Consider the following 19,749-nt stretch of genomic DNA (forward strand, 5'->3'; position numbering starts at 1 on the left):
GAGGAGCTCAGCCCGTGCGCTTCCCGATCTCGGCGGTCGCCTGCGGCAGGACGGTACGGAGGTCGCCGACGACGCCGAAGTCGGCCAGCGCGAAGACGGGCGCCTCGGGGTCCTTGTTCACCACGACGATGGTCTTCGACGTCTGCATGCCCGCCAGGTGCTGGATGGCGCCGGAGATGCCGGCCGCCAGGTACAGCTGCGGCGACACCGTCTTGCCGGTCTGGCCGATCTGGTAGGCGTGCGGGTACCAGCCGGAGTCGACGGCGGCCCGCGACGCGCCCACGGCCGCGCCCAGGGCGTCGGCCAGCGCCTCGACGGGGGCGAAGTCGCCGCCGGTGCCGCGGCCGCCGGACACCACGATGGACGCCTCGGTCAGCTCCGGCCGGCCGGTCGCGGCGCGCGGCTTGCGGTCCACGATTCGGGCCTTCGTGGCGGCGTCGGAGAACGCGACGGTGACCTTCTCCTCGGTGCCGTCGGTGCCGTCGGTGCCGTCGGCGGCCTCCGGGGTGACGGCGTTGGGCTTCACCGTGATGACCGGCGCGCCCGTGGTGACCTGCGCCGTCACGGTGTACTCACCGGCGAACACCGACTGCGTCGTCGTCAGGTCGGCGGCGACGTCGACCGCGTCGGTGATGATGCCCGACCCGAGCTTCACGGCCAGCCGGGCCGCGATCTCCTTGCCCTCGGGGGTGGACGTCAGCAGCACGCCGGCGGCGCCGGACGACCGCGCGATCTGGGCCAGCGCCTCGGCCTTGGGGACCACGAGGTACTGCTCGAACTCGGGCGCCTCGACCACGTACACCTTGGCCGCCCCGTACGTGCCGAGGGTCTCGCGGGCGGCGTCATAACCGGACCCAAGGAACACTGCGGCCGGCTCGCCCGCGCGCCGCGCCAGCGTCAGCAACTCCAGCGTGGTCTTGCGCACCGCACCGTCGACATGGTCGACCAGGACCAGGATTTCAGCCATCAGTCCCTCTCCCTTTCCTAGATGAACTTCCGCGCGGCAAGGAACTCGGCGAGCTTCGTGCCGCCGTCACCGGAGTCGGTGACGATCTGCCCCTGCGACCGCTCCGGCCGCCTGGTGACCGCACGCACCACGGAGAACGCGGCGTCCAGCCCGACCCTGGCCGCATCGACCCCGAGGTCGGCCAGCGTCCACGCCCGCACCGGCTTCTTCTTCGCCGCCATGATCCCCTTGAACGACGGGTAACGCGGCTCGTTGATCTGGTCGGTGACGGCGACGACGGCGGGCAGCGCGGCCTCGATGGTCTCGCTCGCGGCGTCGCCGTCGCGGCGGCACGTCACGGTGCCGCCGGATACCGTCAGCTCACCGACGTACCCCACGTGCGCCAGCCCGAGGTGCTCGGCCAGCATCGCCGGGATCACGCCCATCCCCCCGTCGGTCGACGCCATACCGGTCAGGACCAGGTCGACGTCACCGATCTTCGCGATCGCCGCGGCCAGCACCTGGGCGGTCGCCGGCGCGTCCGACCCGTGCAGCGCCTCGTCCACGACGTGCACGCCGGAGTCCGCGCCCATCTGCAGCGCCTTCCGCACCGCCGCGTCGGCGCCGCCTGGACCCATCGTCAAGGCCACCACCTCGACACCGGCACCGGCGTCGGCGACCTTCAGCGCCTCCTCGACGGCGTACTCGTCCAGCTCGGACAGCAGGCCCTCGACACCGGCACGATCAGTGATGTAGTCGGCATCGAACGTCCGGTCCGCGGCGGCGTCCGGAACGTGCTTGACCAGGGTGACGATCTTCATGCGTACTCCTCTACGTCGATGTGGCTGAGCAGGCCCGATGCGGTACGGCGGCCGGTGGCGTCCCGTACCTGCGTGGTGATGCCCTCGGGCGTGCGCGTCGCGCGGACGATCAGTCCTTGATCCTCGATCAGTGGTGCCAGCAGCCGGTACTCGAACACCTGACCACGCGTGGTCCCGCGCGCCCGGGCGTACTCCGCCATGGCCAAGGCCTGCAAGGGCCCGTGGACCACCAGGCCCGGATAACCCTCGACGTCGCGGGCGTAGTCGCGGTCGTAGTGGATGCGATGCGCGTTGTAGGTGAGCGCGGAGAACCGGAACAGCAGGCTCGGCGACACGGCGATCGCCCACTCGCCGTCGGTCGGCGGCTGGGCGGCGGGTGGCTCGCGGTCACCGTTCGCGGCGGGAGCCGGTTCCGCGCCGGTCGGCTCGCGGTAGACGAGGTCCTGCTGCTCGGCGATGACGACCCGGTCGTCCTGCAGGATCCGATGGTCGACCGTCACGAAGGCCAGCGGGCCGGTCCGCCCCTGCTTGTATCGGACGGAGGCGACCTGCGACACCTTGGTCGCGTCCGCACCGCACCGCAGCGGACCGAGCTGTCGGACCCGGCCGCCGGCCCACATCCGGCGACGTCCGGCCGTGATCGATTCGGGTACGAGGCTCTGGGCCGGATGACCGTCCGGGCCGAGCTCGGACTGTGCGGGGCGGTCGAGCAGATAGAACCAGTGCCAGAGCAGCGGCAGTCCGTCGTCACCCGTGATGTCCGGAACCGGGACGCCGAGCAGCGCACCCAGCGCGTACGCCGGCTCGGGCACCAGGTGTTCGGTACGTTCGACCACCCCGGTCACGACGTGGCACCTCCGCTCGCGTCGCCCGCGAACTCGGCGCGGATGGCCTCCGTGTGCTGCCCGAGCGCGGGGACCCCGCTCATGACGGGCTCGGTCCCGGTCACCGTCACCGGCGGCAGGAGGGCCTGCACCGGTCCACCCGGCGTCTCGACGGACCGCCACCGGTGTCGTGCGTCCAGCTGCGGGTGCCGCATGAGCTCCTCCGGCGCGCGGAGTCGCGCGTTGGCGATGCCGGCTCGATCGAGGAGGTCGATGAGGTCGTCGGCGCGCAGCCGGACGAACGCCGCCTCGAGCACCGCCGTCAGCTCCGCGTCGTGCTCGACCCGATCGACGTTGCGCCGGAACCGCGCGTCGTCGCGCAGGTCAGGCCGCCGCAGCACCTCGGTGCACAGGGCTCGCCACTCCCGGTCGTGCTGCACGGCCAGGAAGACCTGCTCGCCGTCGCCGGCCACGTACGGTCCGTAGGGTGCGATCGAGGCATGCCGCGCGCCGGTACGCCGCGGTCCGCCGCCGCCATAGGCGGAGAGATACATCGGCTGCGCCATCCACTCCCCCATCGCGTCGATCATCGCCACGTGCAGGCTCGCGCCCACCCCCGTGCGCGCACGCTCGAAGAGCGCGGCAAGGATGCCCGAGTAGGCGTACATCCCCGTGGCGATGTCCGCGATCGAGATGCCGGCCTTCGACGGCACCTCCGTCGTCCCGGTCGTCATCAGCACGCCGGTCTCGCACTGCACCAGCAGGTCGTAAGCCTTCTTCGACCGATAAGGGCCGTCGGTGCCGTACCCGGAGATCGAGCAGTAGATCAGCTCTGGCCGGCGCGAGCGGAGCGCGTCGGCCCCCAGGCCCAGGCGATCCGCGGCGCCCGGCGCCAGGTTCTGCACGACGACATCCGCACGTGCCACGAGCGCGTCGACCACCGCCCTGTCGTCGGGCGCCTTGAGATCGAGTACGACGCTCTCCTTGCCCCGGTTGAGCCACACGAAGTAGCTGGACTGGCCGCGGACGGCGCGGTCGTACTGCCGCGCGAAATCGCCCCCGCCGGGACGCTCGATCTTGATCACCCGCCCGCCGAGGTCAGCGAGGTGCCTGGTGGCGAGCGGTGCCGCCACGGCCTGTTCCAAGGCCACGACCGTGATGCCGTCAAGTGGCTGACGCATGCCCGCGTCCTTCCGTATCCATCCGTCCTACGATCCGCCGGGCTCGTTCCACCACGGGCTTGTCCACGAACTGTCCGTCCGGTGTGACGCCCGCTCCCGGTCCTTCCGCGTGCTCTAGGACCCGGCGAGCCCATTCGACTTCCTCGGCGGATGGCTCGAACGCGGATCGAACGGCGGCGATCTGTGCTGGGTGGATGCAGAGTTTGCCGCCGAAACCCAGGGCCCGAGCCCGGGCTGCGTCACCGGCCGCCGCCCGGGGGTCCCCTAGCTCCTGCGTCACCCCGTCGAGAGGAGCGGGCTTGCCCGCCGCGCGGGAGGCGACGACGAGGGTGCTCCTGGCCAGCAGCAGGGCCTGGTCGGTCTCCGCGGCATCGATGTCGAGGGCGAAGTCGATGGCCCCGAACGCCAGCCGCGCGACCGGCGTAAACTCGGCGATGCGGTGGGCGTCACGTACGCCGCGAGCGGTCTCGATCAGGGCGACCAGTGCCGTCGAGCCGCCGACGACCTGCCGGATTCGGTCGAGGTCCGCGGGGTCCTCGGCCTTCGGGACGACCAGGCCCGCGAGTCCGGGCAGATCCGACAGGCAGGCGAGGTCGTGGTCGTGCCACGGGGTCGCCGAACCGTTGATCCGCACCCATGCGGTCCTGCCGCCGGACAGCCATCGTACGACGGACTGGCGGGCGGACTCCTTGGCCGCGGGCGTGACCGCGTCCTCCAGGTCGACGATCACCCGGTCTGCCCCGCTCCGCGCGGCTTTGTCGAACCGTTCCGGACGGTTGCCGGGGACGAACAGCCAGGTGACCGCAGTATCGGCGGTCATGTCGCGATCGGGAATCGATTGACCAACTGTCGCGCGATGACCGTGCGCTGGATCTCGTTGGTCCCCTCGCCGACGATCATCAGCGGCGCGTCCCGGAAGTAGCGCTCGACGTCGAACTCGGTCGAGTAGCCGTACCCGCCGTACACCCGTACGGCGTTCAGGGCGACCTCCATGGCCACCTCCGACGCGAAGAGCTTCGCCATCCCCGCTTCCAGGTCGGCCCGGTCGCCACGGTCGAAGCGACGCGCCGCGAACATCACGAGCTGGCGGGCCGCGGTCAGCTTGGTCGCCATGTCGGCGAGAAGGTTGCCCACGGACTGGTGCCGCCAGATCGGCTTGCCGAAGCTGTGCCGTTCCTGCGCGTACCGGATCGAGTCCTCCAGCGCGGCCCGCCCCACCCCCAGGGCGCGGGAGGCGACCTGGATGCGGCCGATCTCCAGCCCGCGCATCATCTGCGCGAAGCCCTTGCCCTCCTGGTCGCCCAGGAGCGCGGAGCGCGGCACGCGAAGGTCATCGAGCGCGATCTCGCAGCTCTCCACACCCTTGTAGCCGAGCTTCGGCAGATCCCGGGACAACGTGAAGCCCGGACCCTTCTCGACCAGCAGGATGCTCATCCCGCTGTGGGGCGGATCAGCGGTCGGATCCGTTTTGCACAGCAGGGCGATGAGCTGGGATCGGCGCGCGTTCGTGATCCAGGTCTTCGTGCCGTTCACCACGTAGGCGTCGCCGTCGCGCCGGGCCACGGTGCGCATCGCCTGCAGATCGGAGCCCCCGCCGGGCTCGGTCAGGGCCATCGCCGCACGGATTTCACCCGTGGCCATGGCCGGCAGGTAGCGATCCTGCTGTTCCCTCGTGCCGTACGCCAGCAGGAGCTTCGCGACAACCGTGTGCCCGCCCATCGCTCCGGCCAGGCTCATCCAGCCGCGTGCCAGTTCCTCGGTCACAGCCGCATAGCACGGGGTGGAGACGCTCGCCTCTCCCCAGGGCTCCGGGATGGCGAGCCCGAAGATCCCGAGCTTTTTCATCTGCTCGATGAGGTTCTCCGGGTAGGTGTCGGCATGCTCCAGCTCCTGGACGACGGGCTTGACCTCGCGGTCCACGAAGGTGCCGACGAGGGCGACGATGTCCTGCTCCGCATCGCTGAGTTCGCTCATCCAGCTTCTCCACGTCTGCTCGAATTCTCGTAAGCATCATGAAGACTGATGAGGCAGATCGTAAAATGCCAAATCCTGATGGGTGCATGCGTCCGCGAGATGCGACGAGGAGACCGGGCATGGAGATCAAGCAGCTCAAGGCGCTGGTGACCGTCGCCGAGGCGGGCAGCGTGACGAGAGCCGCCGAGTTGCTGCATCTCGTTCAGCCGGCGGTCACCCGTCAGATCCACGCCTTGGAGCACGAGCTCGGCGTTCCGCTGTTCGAACGGACTCGGCACGGCATGCGGCTCACCGAGGCGGGGAGCAGCATGGCCGAGCGAGCTCGGCGCGTTCTCGACGAGCTGGAACGTGCTCAGGCGGAGATCCGGCCGACGCCCAACCACGTCACGGGCATCGTCACCGTCGGCCTGCTGGAGAGCACGCTCGGCATCCTGGCCGAACCCTTGGTGAAGGCGGTGACCGGCGAGCATCCGGGGATCGAGCTGCGCGTGCTCACCGCGTACTCAGGGCATCTGCGGCAATGGCTCGACGACGGCGATCTCGACCTCAGCCTCCTGTACAACCTGACGAACACCCCGTCCCTGCATGTCCGGCCGCTGATCCAGGAGAAGTTGTGGGCCGTGGCGCCGCCCGCCGCCGGCCTCGACCCGCGGCACCCCATCCCGTTCGAGCAGGCCGCGGCGCAGCCGCTGATCGTCCCCACCGCGGGCCACGGCCTGCGGATCCTCATCGACCGCGCCGTGGCGCGGAGTGACGTCCGCCTGACGATCGTCACGGCGACGAACTCGATCCTGCTGCAGAAGAAGCTCGTCCTCGCCGGCTGCGGCTGGACCATCCTGCCGGCCGCGGGCATCGCCGATGAGGTGGGCCGGGGGCTCGTGAGCGCGGCTCCGTTGCGCGATCCTGAGATCTCGCGTTCGATCGTTCTCGGCGCGCCCCGGACGGCACGACGGTCCGCCGCGGTCGATGTGGTCACCAGAGAGATCGTCCGGCAGATCCGCTCGGCCGTGCGTCGTGGCAACTGGCCATCGGCACTACTCGACTCCGCCGAGGACGATCGCGAGTCCTGAGCGGCACATGCGCGGACAGCATGCTTCCATCACGATTTCCTATTTCTCAACGGCGTCCATCAGCGCTGATGATGGCATGGTTCAGTGCCCAACCTCATGTTCAGCGAGGTACGACCATGCACCGATTCTCAATGATCATCGATGGCGACGAGCGTCCTGGAGTCGACTGGTTCGCCAGTGACAATCCGTATCTGGGCGCGCCGTGGGCCGAGATCGCCAGGGCGAGCGTGGCGGACGTGGACGACGCCGTCCAAGCGGCGCACCGCGCTCTCACCTCCGGACCGTGGTCGGAACTCACCGCGAGTGGCCGCGGGGCGCTGATGCGACGGCTCGGGGACACGATCGCGGCGAACGCCCGGCATCTCGCCGAGCTCGAGGTGCGCGACAACGGCAAGCTGTACCGGGAGATGTTCGGCCAGGTCAGCTATCTGCCGGAGTGGTACTACTACTACGGCGGGCTCAGCGACAAGGTCGAGGGATCCGTCCTCCCCATGGACAAGAAGGGCTACTTCACCTACACGCGTAAGGAGCCGGTCGGCGTGGTGGCCATCATCACGCCGTGGAACTCTCCGCTGATGCTGCTGTCGTGGAAGCTCGCTCCCGCGCTCGCCGCCGGCTGCACGGTCGTCATCAAGCCCTCCGAGTTCGCGTCCGCGTCGACGCTGGAGCTGGTCCGGTTGTTCCACGAGGCCGGGCTCCCCCCAGGTGTGATCAACGTCGTCACCGGCTTCGGCCAGGACATCGGCCCGGCGCTGATCGAGCATCCGCTGGTGAGGCGGGTGAGCTTCACGGGCTCCGACGCGACGGGCCGCCAGATCGGCGGGCAGGCGGCGCGAAACCTCAAGCACGTCGGCCTGGAACTCGGCGGGAAGTCCCCCAACATCGTGTTCGCCGACGCGGACCTCACCGCCGCCGTCAACGGCGTCGTGTCCGGAATCTTCGCGGCCACGGGCCAGACCTGCATCGCCGGCTCCCGGCTCCTCGTGCAACGCGAGATCCACGACGAGGTGGTGAGTCGAGTCGTGGAGGTGGCCAGGACCGCCCGCATCGGCGACCCGATGAACGACGAGACCGACATCGGCCCGATCACCACGCCGGCGCAGCATGCCAAGGTGCTGGACTACATCGAGATCGGACGTCGTGAAGGCGCCACGCTCGTGCTCGGTGGCGGGCAGCCGACAATCGGGGCCTGCGGAACAGGCTGGTTCGTCGAGCCGACGATCTTCACCGGGGTCTCCACCGGCATGCGCATCGCCCAGGAGGAGATCTTCGGACCGGTTCTCGCGGTGCTGCCGTTCGCCGACGAGGAGGAGGCGATCGCGCTGGCGAACGATGTGCGATTCGGGCTGGGCGCGGGCGTGTGGACCAAGGACATCGGGCGCTCTTTCCGAATGGCCGATCGGGTGCGTTCGGGAACGGTCTGGGTGAACACGTACCGCGCCGTCAGCTTTCTCGCGCCATTCGGCGGCTTCGACGACTCCGGCATCGGCCGCGAGAACGGCATCGGCGCCATCGAGGAATACCTCGAGAACAAAACGGTGTGGATCAACACGGGCGCCGCGGTCGGGAACCCCTTCGTCATGCGCTGAGCTGGACCAAGGAGTAGCCGAGACGAGGCGCCCGCCTGCCGCTCAAGCGTGAGCTGACACCGCTGCCGCGCAGATCGCGAACAGATCGCCGGCCGACTCGAGGTTCTCCAGATCCAGGACCGCCTCGATCAGGGCCGCCGACCCGTCCGGGGTGAGGATGCCGTCGGTGCAGCGCTCGAACTTGGCGATGATCCGATCCGCCGGGAGCATCTCGCCCGGCCGGCGCCCCAGCGAGACGGGGACGAAGGTCCGCCGCGAACCCTCGGTCGTCCGTACCGTGACGGCCGCGCCGTAGCGCTCCTCGAACCGTTCGTCGGTCGCGCCCTCGAGGTCCGCCACCCGGATCTTGCCCAGGAGCGTGCGCAGACGCGGCTCCTGGACCCGCGCGTCCTCGAAGTCGTCGAGGGCCACCGCACCGCTCAGCAGCATGCGCGCCACGGTGTACTGCACGCTGAACTTCGCCGCGAGACCGCCGTCCGGCCAGGGCCGGTCGACGTGGACCCGGCGACGAGGGTGGAGCTCGATCACGACCTCCTCAACGGTCGCGGCATCGACGACGCCGTGCTCGTACGCCGCCTCGATGGCCGAATGGGTGCTCCCGCAGCAGGGGTACTGTTTGATGATCACGCCAGGGTGCGTGAGCGACCACCGGCCAGGTAGTACGGCGTCGATGTTGTTCGCCTCAATCCGGTCGAACACCCGCACGAACCCCTGCCGGTGCTCGAAGGCGGCCAGATTCGAGGTCGCTCCGGCGCCGGTGAGCTGCGCGGCCAGCACACCGGCCTCGCAGGCTCGTCCGACTTGAAGCGACTTGGCGAGGGTGCCGAACGACGATTTCAGCCCGGCGGCAAACGCCGTGGTCAGGCCGATGGTCCGGGCGACCGCGTCACGATCGTCGCCGTGCGTCAGGCGGGCGGCGGCCGCCGCCGCTCCGAACGCCCCGAGCGTGGCCGTCGGGTGCCACCCGCTGTCGTAGTGACCTGGATTGAGCCGGCGGCCGATGGCACAGGCGACCTCGAAGCCGAGGCAGTGCGCTCGCAGCAGGTCCGCTCCGGTAGCCCCGTGTCGTTGCGCGACCGCGAGCGCCGCAGGCAGGACCACCGCGGTGGGGTGGCCGGCAAGGTCCCCGCTGGAGTCGTCGAAGTCGAGCACGTGCGCCAGGAAGGCGTTCACGAACGCCGAACGCGCGGGGCTGGTGCGCCAGGGCCGGCCGATCACGGTGCTCTCGGTGGGCGGTACCTCCACGAATCCATCGGTCACCACGGACAACAGCCGGTCGTCGGTGACGCGCCGGGCGGCGATCGCCACGCCCAGCGCGTCGAGGATGGCCAGCTTGGCTGCCGCCCGTACGTCCGCCGGAACCTCGTCCGTCTCGCAGATCCAGTCGGCGAAGGATTTGGCCAGCGGCGTTCCGCTGTCAGATTCCGACATAGAACAGGCCCATCGGCAGCGGGACGTTCAACAGCTGGATGACGACCTCGAGCAGTGCGGTCGCGATGATGGCGGCGATGATCGCGGACAGCCAGCGCAACCGAGCACCGATGCGCAGCGACAGGATGAGCCAGGTGACCGTCGTGGCCATGTAGCCCACGAGCCACAGCATGATCACGTATCCGATCAGCAGCGCCAGCCACGTCGCGCCCCTGCGCAGCACCTCGATGGGCGTGAGGCCGTCGACTTCGTAGTCGTACGCGGCGGTTGAGTGTGCCCCGCCCCGGCGCATCGTGCGTACCTCCTTGACCAGGACGCCGGTCCCGAGGATGACGATGCCCGCGGAGAGGAACAGCGGGAACCGCGCGCCCGTGGCGGTATAGGTGGACCCCTCGACCCACCCGAAGACGCCGATCGCCATCACCAGGAGGATCATGCCGATCCGCAGGACCTTGACGCCGAGCTTTTCCTCGACCTTCTCCGTGGCCTCACTCATGACGCTCACTTCCTCCCACGGCCTCGCTCACGTTGCGGTCCTTCTCCGTCCCGGATTCCACGAACGACTGGGCGGCGATCTTCTCCTGCACCATCTCGGGAACGAGGTTGATGCGCCGCTGCTGCCACAGCGCCAGGGAAAGCGCGGCGACGATGATGGCGGCCAGGATCAGCACACTCGGTTTGGTCAGCCAGTCCGTGCCGAACCGGCTCATCGAGACGGTGAAGTAGCCCTCCGCCGCCGGCCCCAGCACGAAGCCGATGAGCAAGGGAATGCGCGGCCACTTGAGCTGTTTCATGACGAAGGCCAGCGTCCCGAACACGAGCAGGACGATGTAGTCGCCCCATTGCAGGCTGGTCTGGAACGCCGCCAGCATCACCATCGCGATCAGGAAGGGCGCCACCCGCCGTGCCGGAATGAGGGTCATCTTCGACACCGGGGAGGCGAGCGCGATGCACAGCGCGGTGCCCATGATGTTGGCGATCACGAGCGTCCACACCATGGCCAGCATGATCGGGAGGTTCTCCTCCTCGGCCATCGACGGCCCGGCGTTGATGCCGAGGAGCACGAACCCGCCGAGCATGATGGCGGTCGTCGCGCTGCTCGGGATGCCGAACAGCATGGTCGGCACGAGCTGTCCGCCTTCGGTGGCATTGTTGCCTGCCTCGGGCGCGATGACGCCCCGGACGTCGCCGCGTCCGAATCGGTTGTTCTTGCGTACGGCGCTCGACGCGAGCCCGTAGTTCAGCCAGTTGATGACCGGGCTGCCGATGCCCGGGATCGTGCCGAGCACGGAGCCGATGGACGAGCCGTGCACGACGAGCGGCAGGTTCCGCATCGTGTCCTTCATGCCCATGACGATCCCGCCCGACAGCTTCTCACTGCTCTTGGCGATCTTCTTGTTCTCCACGCACAGCTCGACCAGTTCGGGAATCGCGAAGATGCCGAGGGCCACGAGCGAGAGGCTCACACCGTTGTAGAGGTACACCCAGTCGAAGACGAAACGAGCGTCCGTACTGGCCGGAGCGAGGCCGACCGTGCTGATCAGCATGCCGACCAGACCGACCAGGACGCCCTTCGCCGGCGCGCCCTTGCTCAGCACGGCCACCAGGCTGAGCCCGAAGAGCGTCATCATGAACAACTCTGGCGAGCCGAACGACAGGACCAGCGGTCTGGCCACGGGCAGGACCGCGAACAGGAAGACGGCGCCGAGGATGCCGCCGATCATCGAGGCGAGGAAGGCGGCTCCCAGGGCGCGGCCGGCCTCGCCCCGCCGCGCCATCGGATAGCCGTCCATGATGGTGGCCTGGCCGCCGGAGCTGCCCGGGACCCCGATCAGCACCGCCGGGAACGTGTCACCCGTCTGACCGACGGCGATGATGCCGATCAGCAAGGCTACGCCGGAATAGGGGTCCATCCCGTACACGAAGGGCAGGAGCAGCGACATCCCGACGACGCCGCCGATGCCGGGCATGATGCCGAGGAACAGCCCCAGCAGGACTCCGATCAGGATCCACATCATCCGATCGAGCGTGAAAATGACGGCGAAGGCCTCCGCTGCTGCGTCTAGCATCGGCATCCGCTCGTCGCCAGGGTCGGCCCAGACCGCACCGAAGTGGTCATGGCGTCGTCCTCCCCAGTGCCGCCCATGCAGGCACTTCTCGTGGTGGTGGACGTGACACGCGTCACGGTGCGGCGATACTAGGAGAGGATTCTATAGAATGCAACCCATATGATTCGGCAGTGTTACGCCCGATCGTCAATACCTTGCATTCTATAGAATTCGCTACTACCGTCAGCCGCCATGAGCGGTCGCAACACTTTCGGACCAGCCGACCGCGTGATCCCCCGGCTGGAACGCCGGCCAACATCTGGAGGCCACTCATGTTCGCCAGACGGAATGCTGAACGACACGGCAGGATGCGCCGACGGACGCGAGCCGGCGCCGTCGTCGCCGTGATCGCCGCGATCGCCACTGCCTGCAACAGCCCGTCCACCGGCCAGGTCAGCGACGCCAAGAACCCCGAAGAGTTCTTCTCGGGCCGGACCATCCGCTGGATCGTTCCGTTCGCGCCCGGCGGGGGCACGGACACCACCGCACGCCAGCTCGTGCCGTTTCTCACCGAGCATCTGCCCGGTCACCCGAAGATCCAGGTCGAGAACATCGACGGCGGCAACGGCATCCTGGGCGCCAACCAGTTCGCGCGGGCGAACCCCGACGGTCTCACGATGCTGATGACGTCGGCGTCGACCAATACCTCCGTCCTCTTCGGCGATCCCGCCGTACAGTTCAGTTTCAAGGACTTCGCCCCGATCGTGGGCATCCCGGCCGGGAACACGCAGTACGTGTCGCCGGACATCGGGGTCAAGAAGCCCGAAGACCTTCTCGCGACCGACGCGCAACTCGTCTACGGAGGCATCACGCCCGGTGGCGGCGAGATTTCGAGACTGCTCAGCATGCATCTGCTGGGGCTCAACGTCAAAGAGGTCTTCGGCTACGAGTCGCGCGGCGCGGTCCAGATCGCCTTCTCCCAGGGAGAGGTCAACATCGACGGCCAGTCGACCGCGGCCTACCTCGAGTCGATCCAGCCGCTCGTCGACAAGGGCGAGGCCATTCCCGTGTACACCACCGGTCTGGTCGAGAACGGCAAGCTCGTTCGCGATCCCGCCTTCCCGGACCTGCCGCACGCCGCCGAGTTGTACGAGACCGTCCACGGCACCCCGCCCGACGCCGAGTTGCTCAAGTCCTTCACCTTCCTCGTGCAGCTGATCCACAACATGCAGAAGCAGGTGTGGCTCCACGGCGAGGCTCCGCCGGTCGCCATCGACGCCATGGTCCAGGCGTTCACCGACATCCAGAAGGACCCGGACTTCCAGAAGACCGTCGCCAAGAGCCTGGGCGGCTACGGATTCCAGTCGGGCGAGACACTGAAGCGCGACATCGACGCGGTGCTGAACAACCCGCCCGATGACGTCGTCACGTGGCTCGAGAACTACGCGGCCAAGGAGTACGACGCCGACCTCTCCAAGGGCTGAGCCTCAACCTGGATAGATCGACCGTAAGGGAAGGATTTCGGATGCAGAACACCGAGGCTCCGGCCGGTGCCACCCGACTCGTCGCCGAATGGGCCGGTTCTGTCCGTCCCGGCGATCTGCCCGACGGCGTGGCCCACCACGCTCGCCGCCTGCTGGTGGACTACCTGGCGGCGACCGTGGCGGGCAGCACCAATCCCCTGTCCGAACGGCTGCGTGACCACCTCGCCCGTACCAGTCCCGGCACCCAGGCGACCGCCGTCCGCGGGCCGTCCCTCACGGCGGCGGGCGCGGCCTTCGTCAACGGGACCGCTGCGCACGGGCTCGAGTTCGACGACGGCTACACCGCCGGGTCGGTGCACCCGGGTGCGGCGATCATTCCCGCGGTCCTCGCCGAGGCGGAGGCCACCGGCGCCGGCCTGGACGCGGTCACCACAGCCATCGCCGTCGCCGTGGAGGTGACCACCCGGATCGCCCGGGCCGGCCATCCGGCCACGCTCGACGCCGGATTCCACAACACCGCCGTCGCCGGGGTCTTCGGCGCCGCCGCCGGAACCGTGAACCTCCTGGGCGGCGGCGCCGCCCAGGTCAGCGACGCGCTGGGACTGGCCGGCTCGCACGCCGGCGGCTTACGCGAGTATCACACGAGCGGAAACGAGATCAAGCGCATGCACGCGGGCAAGGCGGCCCGCGACGGTCTCCTGTGCGGCGAGATGGCGATGGACGGCCTGCCGGGTCCGGACACCGTGCTGGAGGGCCCGCAGGGCTACTTCTCGGCCATCGCGCGTGGAGTCTGGCGACCCGAGGCCCTGCTCGGCGGGCTCGGTTCCGAGTGGCTCTGCCTCCGCACCTACATCAAGCCCTACCCGTGCTGCCGGCACCTGCACGGCGCGATCGACGCCGCCCTCGAGCTGCACCGGCTCGGCCTGCGGAACCCCGACGACATCGTCGCCGTTCGCCTGGGGACCTACGAGCTGGCGACCCGATTCGGCAAGCCGCACGTCACGTCGCTGCTCGAAGCGCAGCTGAGCATCCCCTTCACGGTCGCATCGGCCCTGCGCCATGGCACGGTCACGCTGGACACGTTCAGCGACCAGGCACTCGTCGACGACGAGGTCCTGCGACTCGCAGGGATCGTGCGGATCGTGGTCGACGCCGACGCCGACGCCTCCTACCCACGAGAGCGTCCGGCCGTCCTCACCGTCACGACCGCCGACGGCATGGCGCACGAACAGCGTGTCCGTCAGCCGCTCGGCGAGCCTGACAACCCCATCGACGACGACGGGCTTTCGGCCAAGTTCCGCTCGCTCACCCACTCCGTCATCGGTGCGGATCTCGCCGAGCGGGCCCTGGCAGCCGCCTGGACCGGCGCCGACGTCCGTCCGCTGACGACCGACCTCGGCGCCGCCAATGCACCTGCGCCGGCCACGGCATGAGCGCCTCCACGGCCGGCGGAGTGCGCCACTGCAGTGCCGGGGACCACGACCTTTACGGAACCAGTCCATGCCCCCCCTCGTGGAGCTGCCGTTGACCCCGTCTGAGCAACGTGAAGGAGTGCGCCGGTCATGAGGGCGGTCCGGTGGTGGGGCGGCTTGGTGGCATTGGTCGTCGTCGGGAACCTCGCGATGACCGCGGCGGGAGTGCCGTCCGCCCCACTCTTCGCCGGGTTGATCGCAGGAGTCGTCGTCGGGCTGCGCGCTCCCGGCGTGGTGCGCATGCCCCGGCCGATGTTCCGATGCGGTCAAGCGATCATCGGCGTCACGACGGGTCTGATGATCGACTGGAACCGGCTGGGCGAACTCGGCTGGGGGTGGCCCGCCGTCGTCCTCGTCTGCGTGGCCACCCTCGCCTCGAGTGTCGGGGCCGGGCAGCTCCTGCGGCGGCATGGGGTGAGTCGCGCCACCGCGACCTTCGCGTCCGTGGCCGGCGGCGCGTCCGGCGTCACCGCCATCGCGAGCGATTACGGGGCCGACGACCGCGTCGTCGTCGTCGTACAGTACACCCGCGTCCTGATCATCCTCCTGACGCTGCCGCTCATGGTGTCCTGGCTTTCGAGCGAGGGTTCGGCCGTGGCGGTGAACGCCGCGGATCCGACGACTGGCCTCAGCCTGCTCGGCTCGGTGCTGGCCATCGGCGTCGGCCTGGGGGGCGGCAGGCTCTTGCGCCTGCCCTCACCGGCCGTCCTGGGTGGACTCCTCGCCGGAGCCGCGGTCGCGGCCGTCCCCGTCTTCCACGACGTCGCCATGCCTCCGGCCATCAGACTGGCCGGTTTCGTGCTGATCGGCACTCAGGTCGGCCTTCGCTTCAATCCGGATGCCCTGAGGCTGATCCGATCGATGATGCCGACCGTCTTCGTCGTGATCGCCCTCGTCATCGGAAGCTGCGTCCTCCTGGCCCTGGGACTCGCGGCCGTGACCGGAGTCGACCATTTCGACGCCTACCTGGCGACCACGCCGGGCGGCTTTCCCGCCGTCCTCGCCGCCGCGACCAGTAGCGGCGCGGATATCACGTTGGTGAGCGCCGTGCAGTTGATGCGTCTCCTCCTGGTCCTCTTCCTGACGCCTCTACTCGCTCGGTGGCTGTTGCGGTGATTCCCGCGCGAAAAACGTATATTCTACAGGCTATCGATTAGCATGGCCTTCCGTACGGAACGAAAGGACCACCGATGAGCGCCCCTCAAGACCCATCGGCGCTGACGCAGGCTCCGGTCAGCAAGTCCGAATACGTGTTCCAGCGGCTACGTCAGGAGTTGAGAGACGGGACCATCGCCCCTGGTTCGCAGATCCGTCAGATCGAGATCGGCGAGCGCTACGGCGTCAGCGCCACTCCCGTGCGAGAGGCTCTCCGGCGCCTTGAGGCCGATGGCCTCATCATCTACTCACCACACCGCGGCGCGACCGTCACGGACATGGCGCCACACGACCTGCAGGACCTCTACCACTTCAGGATCACGGTCGAAAGCCTCTGTGCGCGCCTTGCCGTGGAACGCGGCACCGAGGACGACTTCGCCGCTCTGCGCCGTCTCCACGACAAGTTGACCGCCCTGGGGGATACCGGCGACGCCGCTCTGCTCTCACAGACCAACCGCGAGTTCCACCTGGCGATCATGCGCGTCGGGTCGGCGTACATCGCTGACACGATCATGCGGCCGGTGTGGGAGAAGGCGATTCCCGCCTCGGAGAGCCTCTGGGACGACCCCGCTTTCGTGCGGCATTGCCTCGATCAGCACGGGGCCATCCTCGACGCGCTCGACGCCCGGGACGCGGACCTGGCGAGCTCGCGCATGTCCGACCACATCGAGGGCGCCAGGCAGAAGCGCCTCGTCCGCAACAAGAACAATCCGAGCCCATCGGCCCCGGTCACCCGACGGAAGCAGGCTTGACGACGAGCACGTCACCGTCGACCTCGAGCCGGCTGCCCAGCCGCTCCATACGGACGGCGATCTCATTGATCTCATCGGATTCGTCGGCCGGGTCGCAGAAGTAGGTCTCGTTGACGTCGTTGTGCCGGACCAGCCGCAGCGTGCAGGCCATGACGTCGCGGCCGTCCAGGTCGACTCTGCCGAGCAATCCGGCCCAGTCGCCGTGCTCGCGCCCGTAGTGGCCGGTGTGGAACGAGAAGCTGCCCAACCCGTAGAAGATGGGCTTGCCGTGGTAGAGCTCCACCGGGAGGGCGAAGTGCGGCCCATGACCCATGACGACATCCGCGCCCTCGTCGATCACGGCATGAGCGATGTCCTTCATGTAGGAGAGGACGTCGCGCTTCAGGCCCCAGTGCAGCGAGACCACGACGATGTCGCAGGCGTCCCGCAACGCCGCCACGTCAGCCCTGAGGCGGTCCAGATGATCGCGATCCGGCCACGTGATGACCTCCGGCGGCACTCCCGGCCGATTCAGCGGCGGAATCTCCGGATGCGTCTTGTGCATCGGAACCCGGTAGGCGGTGTGGCATCGGAACGCCGCAACTCCTGGACTGCGCGGTCCCGCCTCGTGATCGGTCGGCCAGTAGACGGCCGTGCGCTGGAGGAAACCGATCCGTACTCCCCCGGCAACCGTCACCACGACCGGCGCGAAGGCGGCCGCGGCATCCACACCACTACCGGCATGCGCGACCCCGCACTCGTCCAAGGTGCGGATCGACGACGTGATGGCCTCAGTGCCATAGTTCACGTTGTTGGCCGTGCCGACGGCGTCGATCCCCGCGTCACGCAGGGCAACAGCCACCGCGGGGTCGGCGTGGAAGCCTTCGCCATCGACGGATCGTCCCGCCCTCGGGGCGACGAAGCAGCACTCCAAGTTGGCGAATCGGACGTCCGCCTTCTCAAGCTCACCCCGCACTCGCCGCAGCGGACCCGCGGGATCGGTCACGTTCATGAAGTTGAGATCACCGATCACCACCACCGACGTCCGAACTCCCACCGACCCGCCCTCTCACCAGCGCTGAAGTATTATATAGACTATATGATATTTATGGCTGGTGTGGAAGTTTCTGCTGTTACGCTCTGTAACGATCACGCTCGTCCGGCGCGGAGGTAGGGTGCGGCGGGGTCCCGGCCTGCGGCGCGGATCGCCTGGCGGACGGCGGCCGCGATGGTCTCGGCGTCCGCGCACTTGCGGGCGGCGGCCGTCAGGAGGCCGCTCACCCACTGGCCGTGGCTCTGGCCCTGGCCGATGTCGTCGGGTTCGTCGGCGGAACCGATCCCCGGACCCAGGCGGCGCGTGAGCGTCGGCACGGGGTCCGCGAGGCGAATCCCGTCTCCGGCGACACGCGCGGCGACGAGATCGGCCGCGCGGTCGAATTCGCTTGTGGGCACGTAGATCACCGCCGCGTCGCGTCTCAGGTAGGCGCGCGGGTGGGCCAGCACCTTCGTCTCGTACGGAATGCCTGCCCTGTCCAGCGCGACGGCGAGCGGGCCGAGCACCCACGCCGCCTGCGTGGCACGAATGTTGAGATACAAACGCGTTGTCGGCTCGGCCCAGGGCCAGCGGCCGCCTTGGCGGAGAACGAACCCGGGCAGGCGTCCGGGAAGAATCGCGGACACCTCGACGGTGACCGTGCGGCCTTCGGCCAGGTCTTCCTCGCGAATTCGGTGGCGCGCGACGGCTGCCCGGAGCCGACCGTGTTGAACGTAGACCGTGTTCTCGTCCCATGACCGGACGCGAATTCCGCTGACTTCGACCCGGTCGGTCACGGTCGCCGACAGGCGGGCGAGAAAGACGGTGTCGGAACTCGCCGCGGTGAGCGTCTTGAATCGGTTGAGATCCCCGCGACCGACATAACCACAGGCGTAGACCGCCAGGTAGGCGAGTTGGACCCGCTCGATGTCGGAACCGGCGGCCTTGGCCACCGCCGCCATACCTCGCGCCGCCCTTGCGATGTCGGCTACCACCGGAGGTCTCCGAACAGCTCGTCCGGCGAGAGGAGGATGCCCTCGGCCACGAGAAGCCTGACCAGATGGTGCGCTGAGAGGCGACGCACGTGCGTCGATTCGGAAAACGTGCGAGCAACGAGGTTGGCGGCGATAAAGGTGGTGACCTGGCCGAAATCCGCGACGGCGGCACCCCTCATTTCCTTCAGGTATGCCTCCATGAACGAGCACGCCGCCAGCTGAACGGATTCAAAGGGGACCGCGCCCGAGTCGATCCAGTCCGCGGGGTCGGTCGCACTGTCGAGAGCGAGGTGAGAGCACCACAGCGCGAGCATCGCACCGACCACACAGCCGATATCCCAGCCTGTGGGCCCCATGCCGCCGAGTTCCCAGTCGACGACGACGATTCCTCCGTCGGGGCGGGGTCGCAGGATGTTATCGAGCTTGAGATCGGCGTGAACAAGGCCCTGCGGACCTGGGCCGGCAAGCGCGCTCTCGACCGCGGCGGTGAGCGTATTCCGCGACTGCACCCGTTCGATGATGTCGAGTGTCGCGGCGCTGACCACCATCAGCACGTCGAGATCGACAGGGTCAAGCGGCGGCAACGGCAGGATGGCCCGCGGCGTCGCCGCGGCGTCGTGACCGCTCCGCAGGTGCAAACGGGCGAGTGCGGTCGCGAGTTCGGGCATGAGAGCCAGCGTCGATTCCGGCTCGGTCAGGGCGATTTGGTGGAGGGGAACGGCGTCAACGTACTCAAGGACGACGACGTCTTCCGCCTCAGCGACCAGCAGGCACGCCGGAGCTATGGAAATGCTCGGAAGGACCTCCCGATAGAACCAGGTTTCTCGGCCCATCGTCGCGAGTGACTGCTTGACGAGTAGCCGTTCCGTCGCATCAGCCTGTTCGAGGAGATGGAGCCTGTTCCGGCCGGACTGAGGATGCTCGGTGATTCGAAGCCCTGGGCCCGTCAGACCTCGGACGGTCAACCATGACCTGAGGCGCGAGCCGGTCATCGT

General features: G+C 68.6%; 18 protein-coding genes. 6 read left to right on the top strand and 12 right to left on the bottom strand.

What is annotated here, in order from left to right:
- Positions 1-7: 7 nt before the first annotated feature.
- Genes Aple_RS17795 through Aple_RS17820 form a run of 6 tightly spaced genes read right to left on the bottom strand, consistent with a single transcriptional unit; the run spans position 8 to position 5,746 of the window.
- A complete protein-coding gene (locus tag Aple_RS17795; RefSeq protein WP_155345729.1) occupies positions 8-967 on the bottom strand; it encodes an electron transfer flavoprotein subunit alpha/FixB family protein in 960 nt (319 codons plus the stop codon).
- A 17-nt stretch (positions 968-984) separates the two neighbouring features.
- Positions 985-1,767 (bottom strand): electron transfer flavoprotein subunit beta/FixA family protein, encoded by a 783-nt coding sequence (locus tag Aple_RS17800; protein WP_155345730.1) that lies wholly within the window; start codon positions 1,765-1,767, stop codon positions 985-987.
- Complete coding sequence (locus Aple_RS17805) at positions 1,764-2,612, bottom strand: HTD2 family dehydratase (protein ID WP_155345731.1); 849 nt, start codon at positions 2,610-2,612, stop codon at positions 1,764-1,766. The genes Aple_RS17800 and Aple_RS17805 overlap by 4 nt, the downstream gene beginning before the upstream one ends.
- Positions 2,609-3,772: a CaiB/BaiF CoA transferase family protein gene (locus Aple_RS17810; RefSeq protein WP_155345732.1), complete on the bottom strand. Its 1,164-nt coding sequence runs from the start codon at positions 3,770-3,772 to the stop codon at positions 2,609-2,611. Before Aple_RS17810 ends, Aple_RS17805 begins: the two co-directional genes overlap by 4 nt.
- The gene (locus Aple_RS17815; protein WP_155345733.1) at positions 3,756-4,592 is read right to left on the bottom strand and encodes an HpcH/HpaI aldolase/citrate lyase family protein; all 837 of its coding nucleotides are present in this window, start codon (positions 4,590-4,592) and stop codon (positions 3,756-3,758) included. Before Aple_RS17815 ends, Aple_RS17810 begins: the two co-directional genes overlap by 17 nt.
- The gene (locus Aple_RS17820) at positions 4,589-5,746 is read right to left on the bottom strand and encodes an acyl-CoA dehydrogenase family protein (protein WP_155345734.1); all 1,158 of its coding nucleotides are present in this window, start codon (positions 5,744-5,746) and stop codon (positions 4,589-4,591) included. Before Aple_RS17820 ends, Aple_RS17815 begins: the two co-directional genes overlap by 4 nt.
- A gap of 119 nt (positions 5,747-5,865) precedes the next feature.
- Here Aple_RS17820 and Aple_RS17825 point away from each other — a divergent pair, with 119 nt between their 5' ends.
- Together Aple_RS17825 and Aple_RS17830 are read left to right on the top strand one after the other, a co-directional pair.
- Positions 5,866-6,816 (top strand): LysR family transcriptional regulator, encoded by a 951-nt coding sequence (locus Aple_RS17825; RefSeq protein WP_155345735.1) that lies wholly within the window; start codon positions 5,866-5,868, stop codon positions 6,814-6,816.
- 116 nt (positions 6,817-6,932) lie between these two features.
- The gene (locus tag Aple_RS17830; RefSeq protein ID WP_155345736.1) at positions 6,933-8,405 is read left to right on the top strand and encodes an aldehyde dehydrogenase; all 1,473 of its coding nucleotides are present in this window, start codon (positions 6,933-6,935) and stop codon (positions 8,403-8,405) included.
- 42 nt (positions 8,406-8,447) lie between these two features.
- On the opposite strand, the gene Aple_RS17835 is transcribed toward Aple_RS17830, so the two are convergent.
- The 3 genes from Aple_RS17835 to Aple_RS17845 are packed head-to-tail and all read right to left on the bottom strand — an operon-like array spanning position 8,448 to position 11,905.
- Entirely contained in the window at positions 8,448-9,836 is a 1,389-nt protein-coding gene (locus Aple_RS17835; protein ID WP_155345737.1) for an MmgE/PrpD family protein, read from the bottom strand.
- Positions 9,823-10,332, bottom strand: coding sequence for a tripartite tricarboxylate transporter TctB family protein (locus tag Aple_RS17840; RefSeq protein ID WP_155345738.1), 510 nt, complete (start codon positions 10,330-10,332; stop codon positions 9,823-9,825). The genes Aple_RS17835 and Aple_RS17840 overlap by 14 nt, the downstream gene beginning before the upstream one ends.
- A complete protein-coding gene (locus tag Aple_RS17845; RefSeq protein WP_155345739.1) occupies positions 10,325-11,905 on the bottom strand; it encodes a tripartite tricarboxylate transporter permease in 1,581 nt (526 codons plus the stop codon). Before Aple_RS17845 ends, Aple_RS17840 begins: the two co-directional genes overlap by 8 nt.
- A gap of 347 nt (positions 11,906-12,252) precedes the next feature.
- On the opposite strand from Aple_RS17845, the gene Aple_RS17850 reads away from it, so the two are divergent.
- From Aple_RS17850 to Aple_RS17865, 4 genes are all read left to right on the top strand, one after another.
- On the top strand, positions 12,253-13,368 hold the full coding sequence (locus Aple_RS17850) for a type 2 periplasmic-binding domain-containing protein (protein ID WP_170321533.1): 1,116 nt from the start codon (positions 12,253-12,255) through the stop codon (positions 13,366-13,368).
- 41 nt (positions 13,369-13,409) lie between these two features.
- Entirely contained in the window at positions 13,410-14,801 is a 1,392-nt protein-coding gene (locus Aple_RS17855) for an MmgE/PrpD family protein (protein ID WP_155345741.1), read from the top strand.
- A 129-nt stretch (positions 14,802-14,930) separates the two neighbouring features.
- Positions 14,931-15,956 carry an AbrB family transcriptional regulator gene (locus tag Aple_RS17860; protein WP_155345742.1) on the top strand — a complete coding sequence of 342 codons (1,026 nt, stop codon included), beginning with the start codon at positions 14,931-14,933 and terminating at the stop codon, positions 15,954-15,956.
- Between the two features lie 74 nt (positions 15,957-16,030).
- On the top strand, positions 16,031-16,747 hold the full coding sequence (locus Aple_RS17865; RefSeq protein WP_155345743.1) for a GntR family transcriptional regulator: 717 nt from the start codon (positions 16,031-16,033) through the stop codon (positions 16,745-16,747).
- On the opposite strand, the gene Aple_RS17870 is transcribed toward Aple_RS17865, so the two are convergent.
- The 3 genes from Aple_RS17870 to Aple_RS17880 all read right to left on the bottom strand — a co-directional run bounded on the left by Aple_RS17870 (position 16,725) and on the right by Aple_RS17880 (position 19,587).
- On the bottom strand, positions 16,725-17,783 hold the full coding sequence (locus Aple_RS17870) for a CapA family protein (RefSeq protein WP_155345744.1): 1,059 nt from the start codon (positions 17,781-17,783) through the stop codon (positions 16,725-16,727). The two genes, Aple_RS17865 and Aple_RS17870, sit on opposite strands and share 23 nt — an antisense overlap.
- 92 nt (positions 17,784-17,875) lie before the next feature.
- The gene (locus Aple_RS17875; protein ID WP_155345745.1) at positions 17,876-18,754 is read right to left on the bottom strand and encodes a T3SS effector HopA1 family protein; all 879 of its coding nucleotides are present in this window, start codon (positions 18,752-18,754) and stop codon (positions 17,876-17,878) included.
- Positions 18,748-19,587 (bottom strand): phosphotransferase family protein, encoded by an 840-nt coding sequence (locus Aple_RS17880; RefSeq protein ID WP_170321534.1) that lies wholly within the window; start codon positions 19,585-19,587, stop codon positions 18,748-18,750. The genes Aple_RS17875 and Aple_RS17880 overlap by 7 nt, the downstream gene beginning before the upstream one ends.
- Positions 19,588-19,749 lie beyond the last annotated feature (162 nt).

It is taken from the genome of Acrocarpospora pleiomorpha (assembly GCF_009687885.1).
Classification (GTDB): Bacteria; Actinomycetota; Actinomycetes; order Streptosporangiales; family Streptosporangiaceae; genus Acrocarpospora; species Acrocarpospora pleiomorpha.

Coding starts and splice junctions, on each gene's coding strand:
- Aple_RS17795 (WP_155345729.1), bottom strand. CDS start 967: ATGGCTGAAATCCTGGTCCTGGTCGACCATGTCGACGGTGCGGTGCGC.
- Aple_RS17810 (WP_155345732.1), bottom strand. CDS start 3,772: ATGCGTCAGCCACTTGACGGCATCACGGTCGTGGCCTTGGAACAGGCC.
- Aple_RS17845 (WP_155345739.1), bottom strand. CDS start 11,905: ATGCTAGACGCAGCAGCGGAGGCCTTCGCCGTCATTTTCACGCTCGAT.
- Aple_RS17850 (WP_170321533.1), top strand. CDS start 12,253: ATGCGCCGACGGACGCGAGCCGGCGCCGTCGTCGCCGTGATCGCCGCG.
- Aple_RS17825 (WP_155345735.1), top strand. CDS start 5,866: ATGGAGATCAAGCAGCTCAAGGCGCTGGTGACCGTCGCCGAGGCGGGC.
- Aple_RS17815 (WP_155345733.1), bottom strand. CDS start 4,592: ATGACCGCCGATACTGCGGTCACCTGGCTGTTCGTCCCCGGCAACCGT.
- Aple_RS17865 (WP_155345743.1), top strand. CDS start 16,031: ATGAGCGCCCCTCAAGACCCATCGGCGCTGACGCAGGCTCCGGTCAGC.
- Aple_RS17880 (WP_170321534.1), bottom strand. CDS start 19,587: ATGGGCCGAGAAACCTGGTTCTATCGGGAGGTCCTTCCGAGCATTTCC.
- Aple_RS17820 (WP_155345734.1), bottom strand. CDS start 5,746: ATGAGCGAACTCAGCGATGCGGAGCAGGACATCGTCGCCCTCGTCGGC.
- Aple_RS17860 (WP_155345742.1), top strand. CDS start 14,931: ATGAGGGCGGTCCGGTGGTGGGGCGGCTTGGTGGCATTGGTCGTCGTC.
- Aple_RS17840 (WP_155345738.1), bottom strand. CDS start 10,332: ATGAGTGAGGCCACGGAGAAGGTCGAGGAAAAGCTCGGCGTCAAGGTC.
- Aple_RS17835 (WP_155345737.1), bottom strand. CDS start 9,836: ATGTCGGAATCTGACAGCGGAACGCCGCTGGCCAAATCCTTCGCCGAC.
- Aple_RS17800 (WP_155345730.1), bottom strand. CDS start 1,767: ATGAAGATCGTCACCCTGGTCAAGCACGTTCCGGACGCCGCCGCGGAC.
- Aple_RS17855 (WP_155345741.1), top strand. CDS start 13,410: ATGCAGAACACCGAGGCTCCGGCCGGTGCCACCCGACTCGTCGCCGAA.
- Aple_RS17830 (WP_155345736.1), top strand. CDS start 6,933: ATGCACCGATTCTCAATGATCATCGATGGCGACGAGCGTCCTGGAGTC.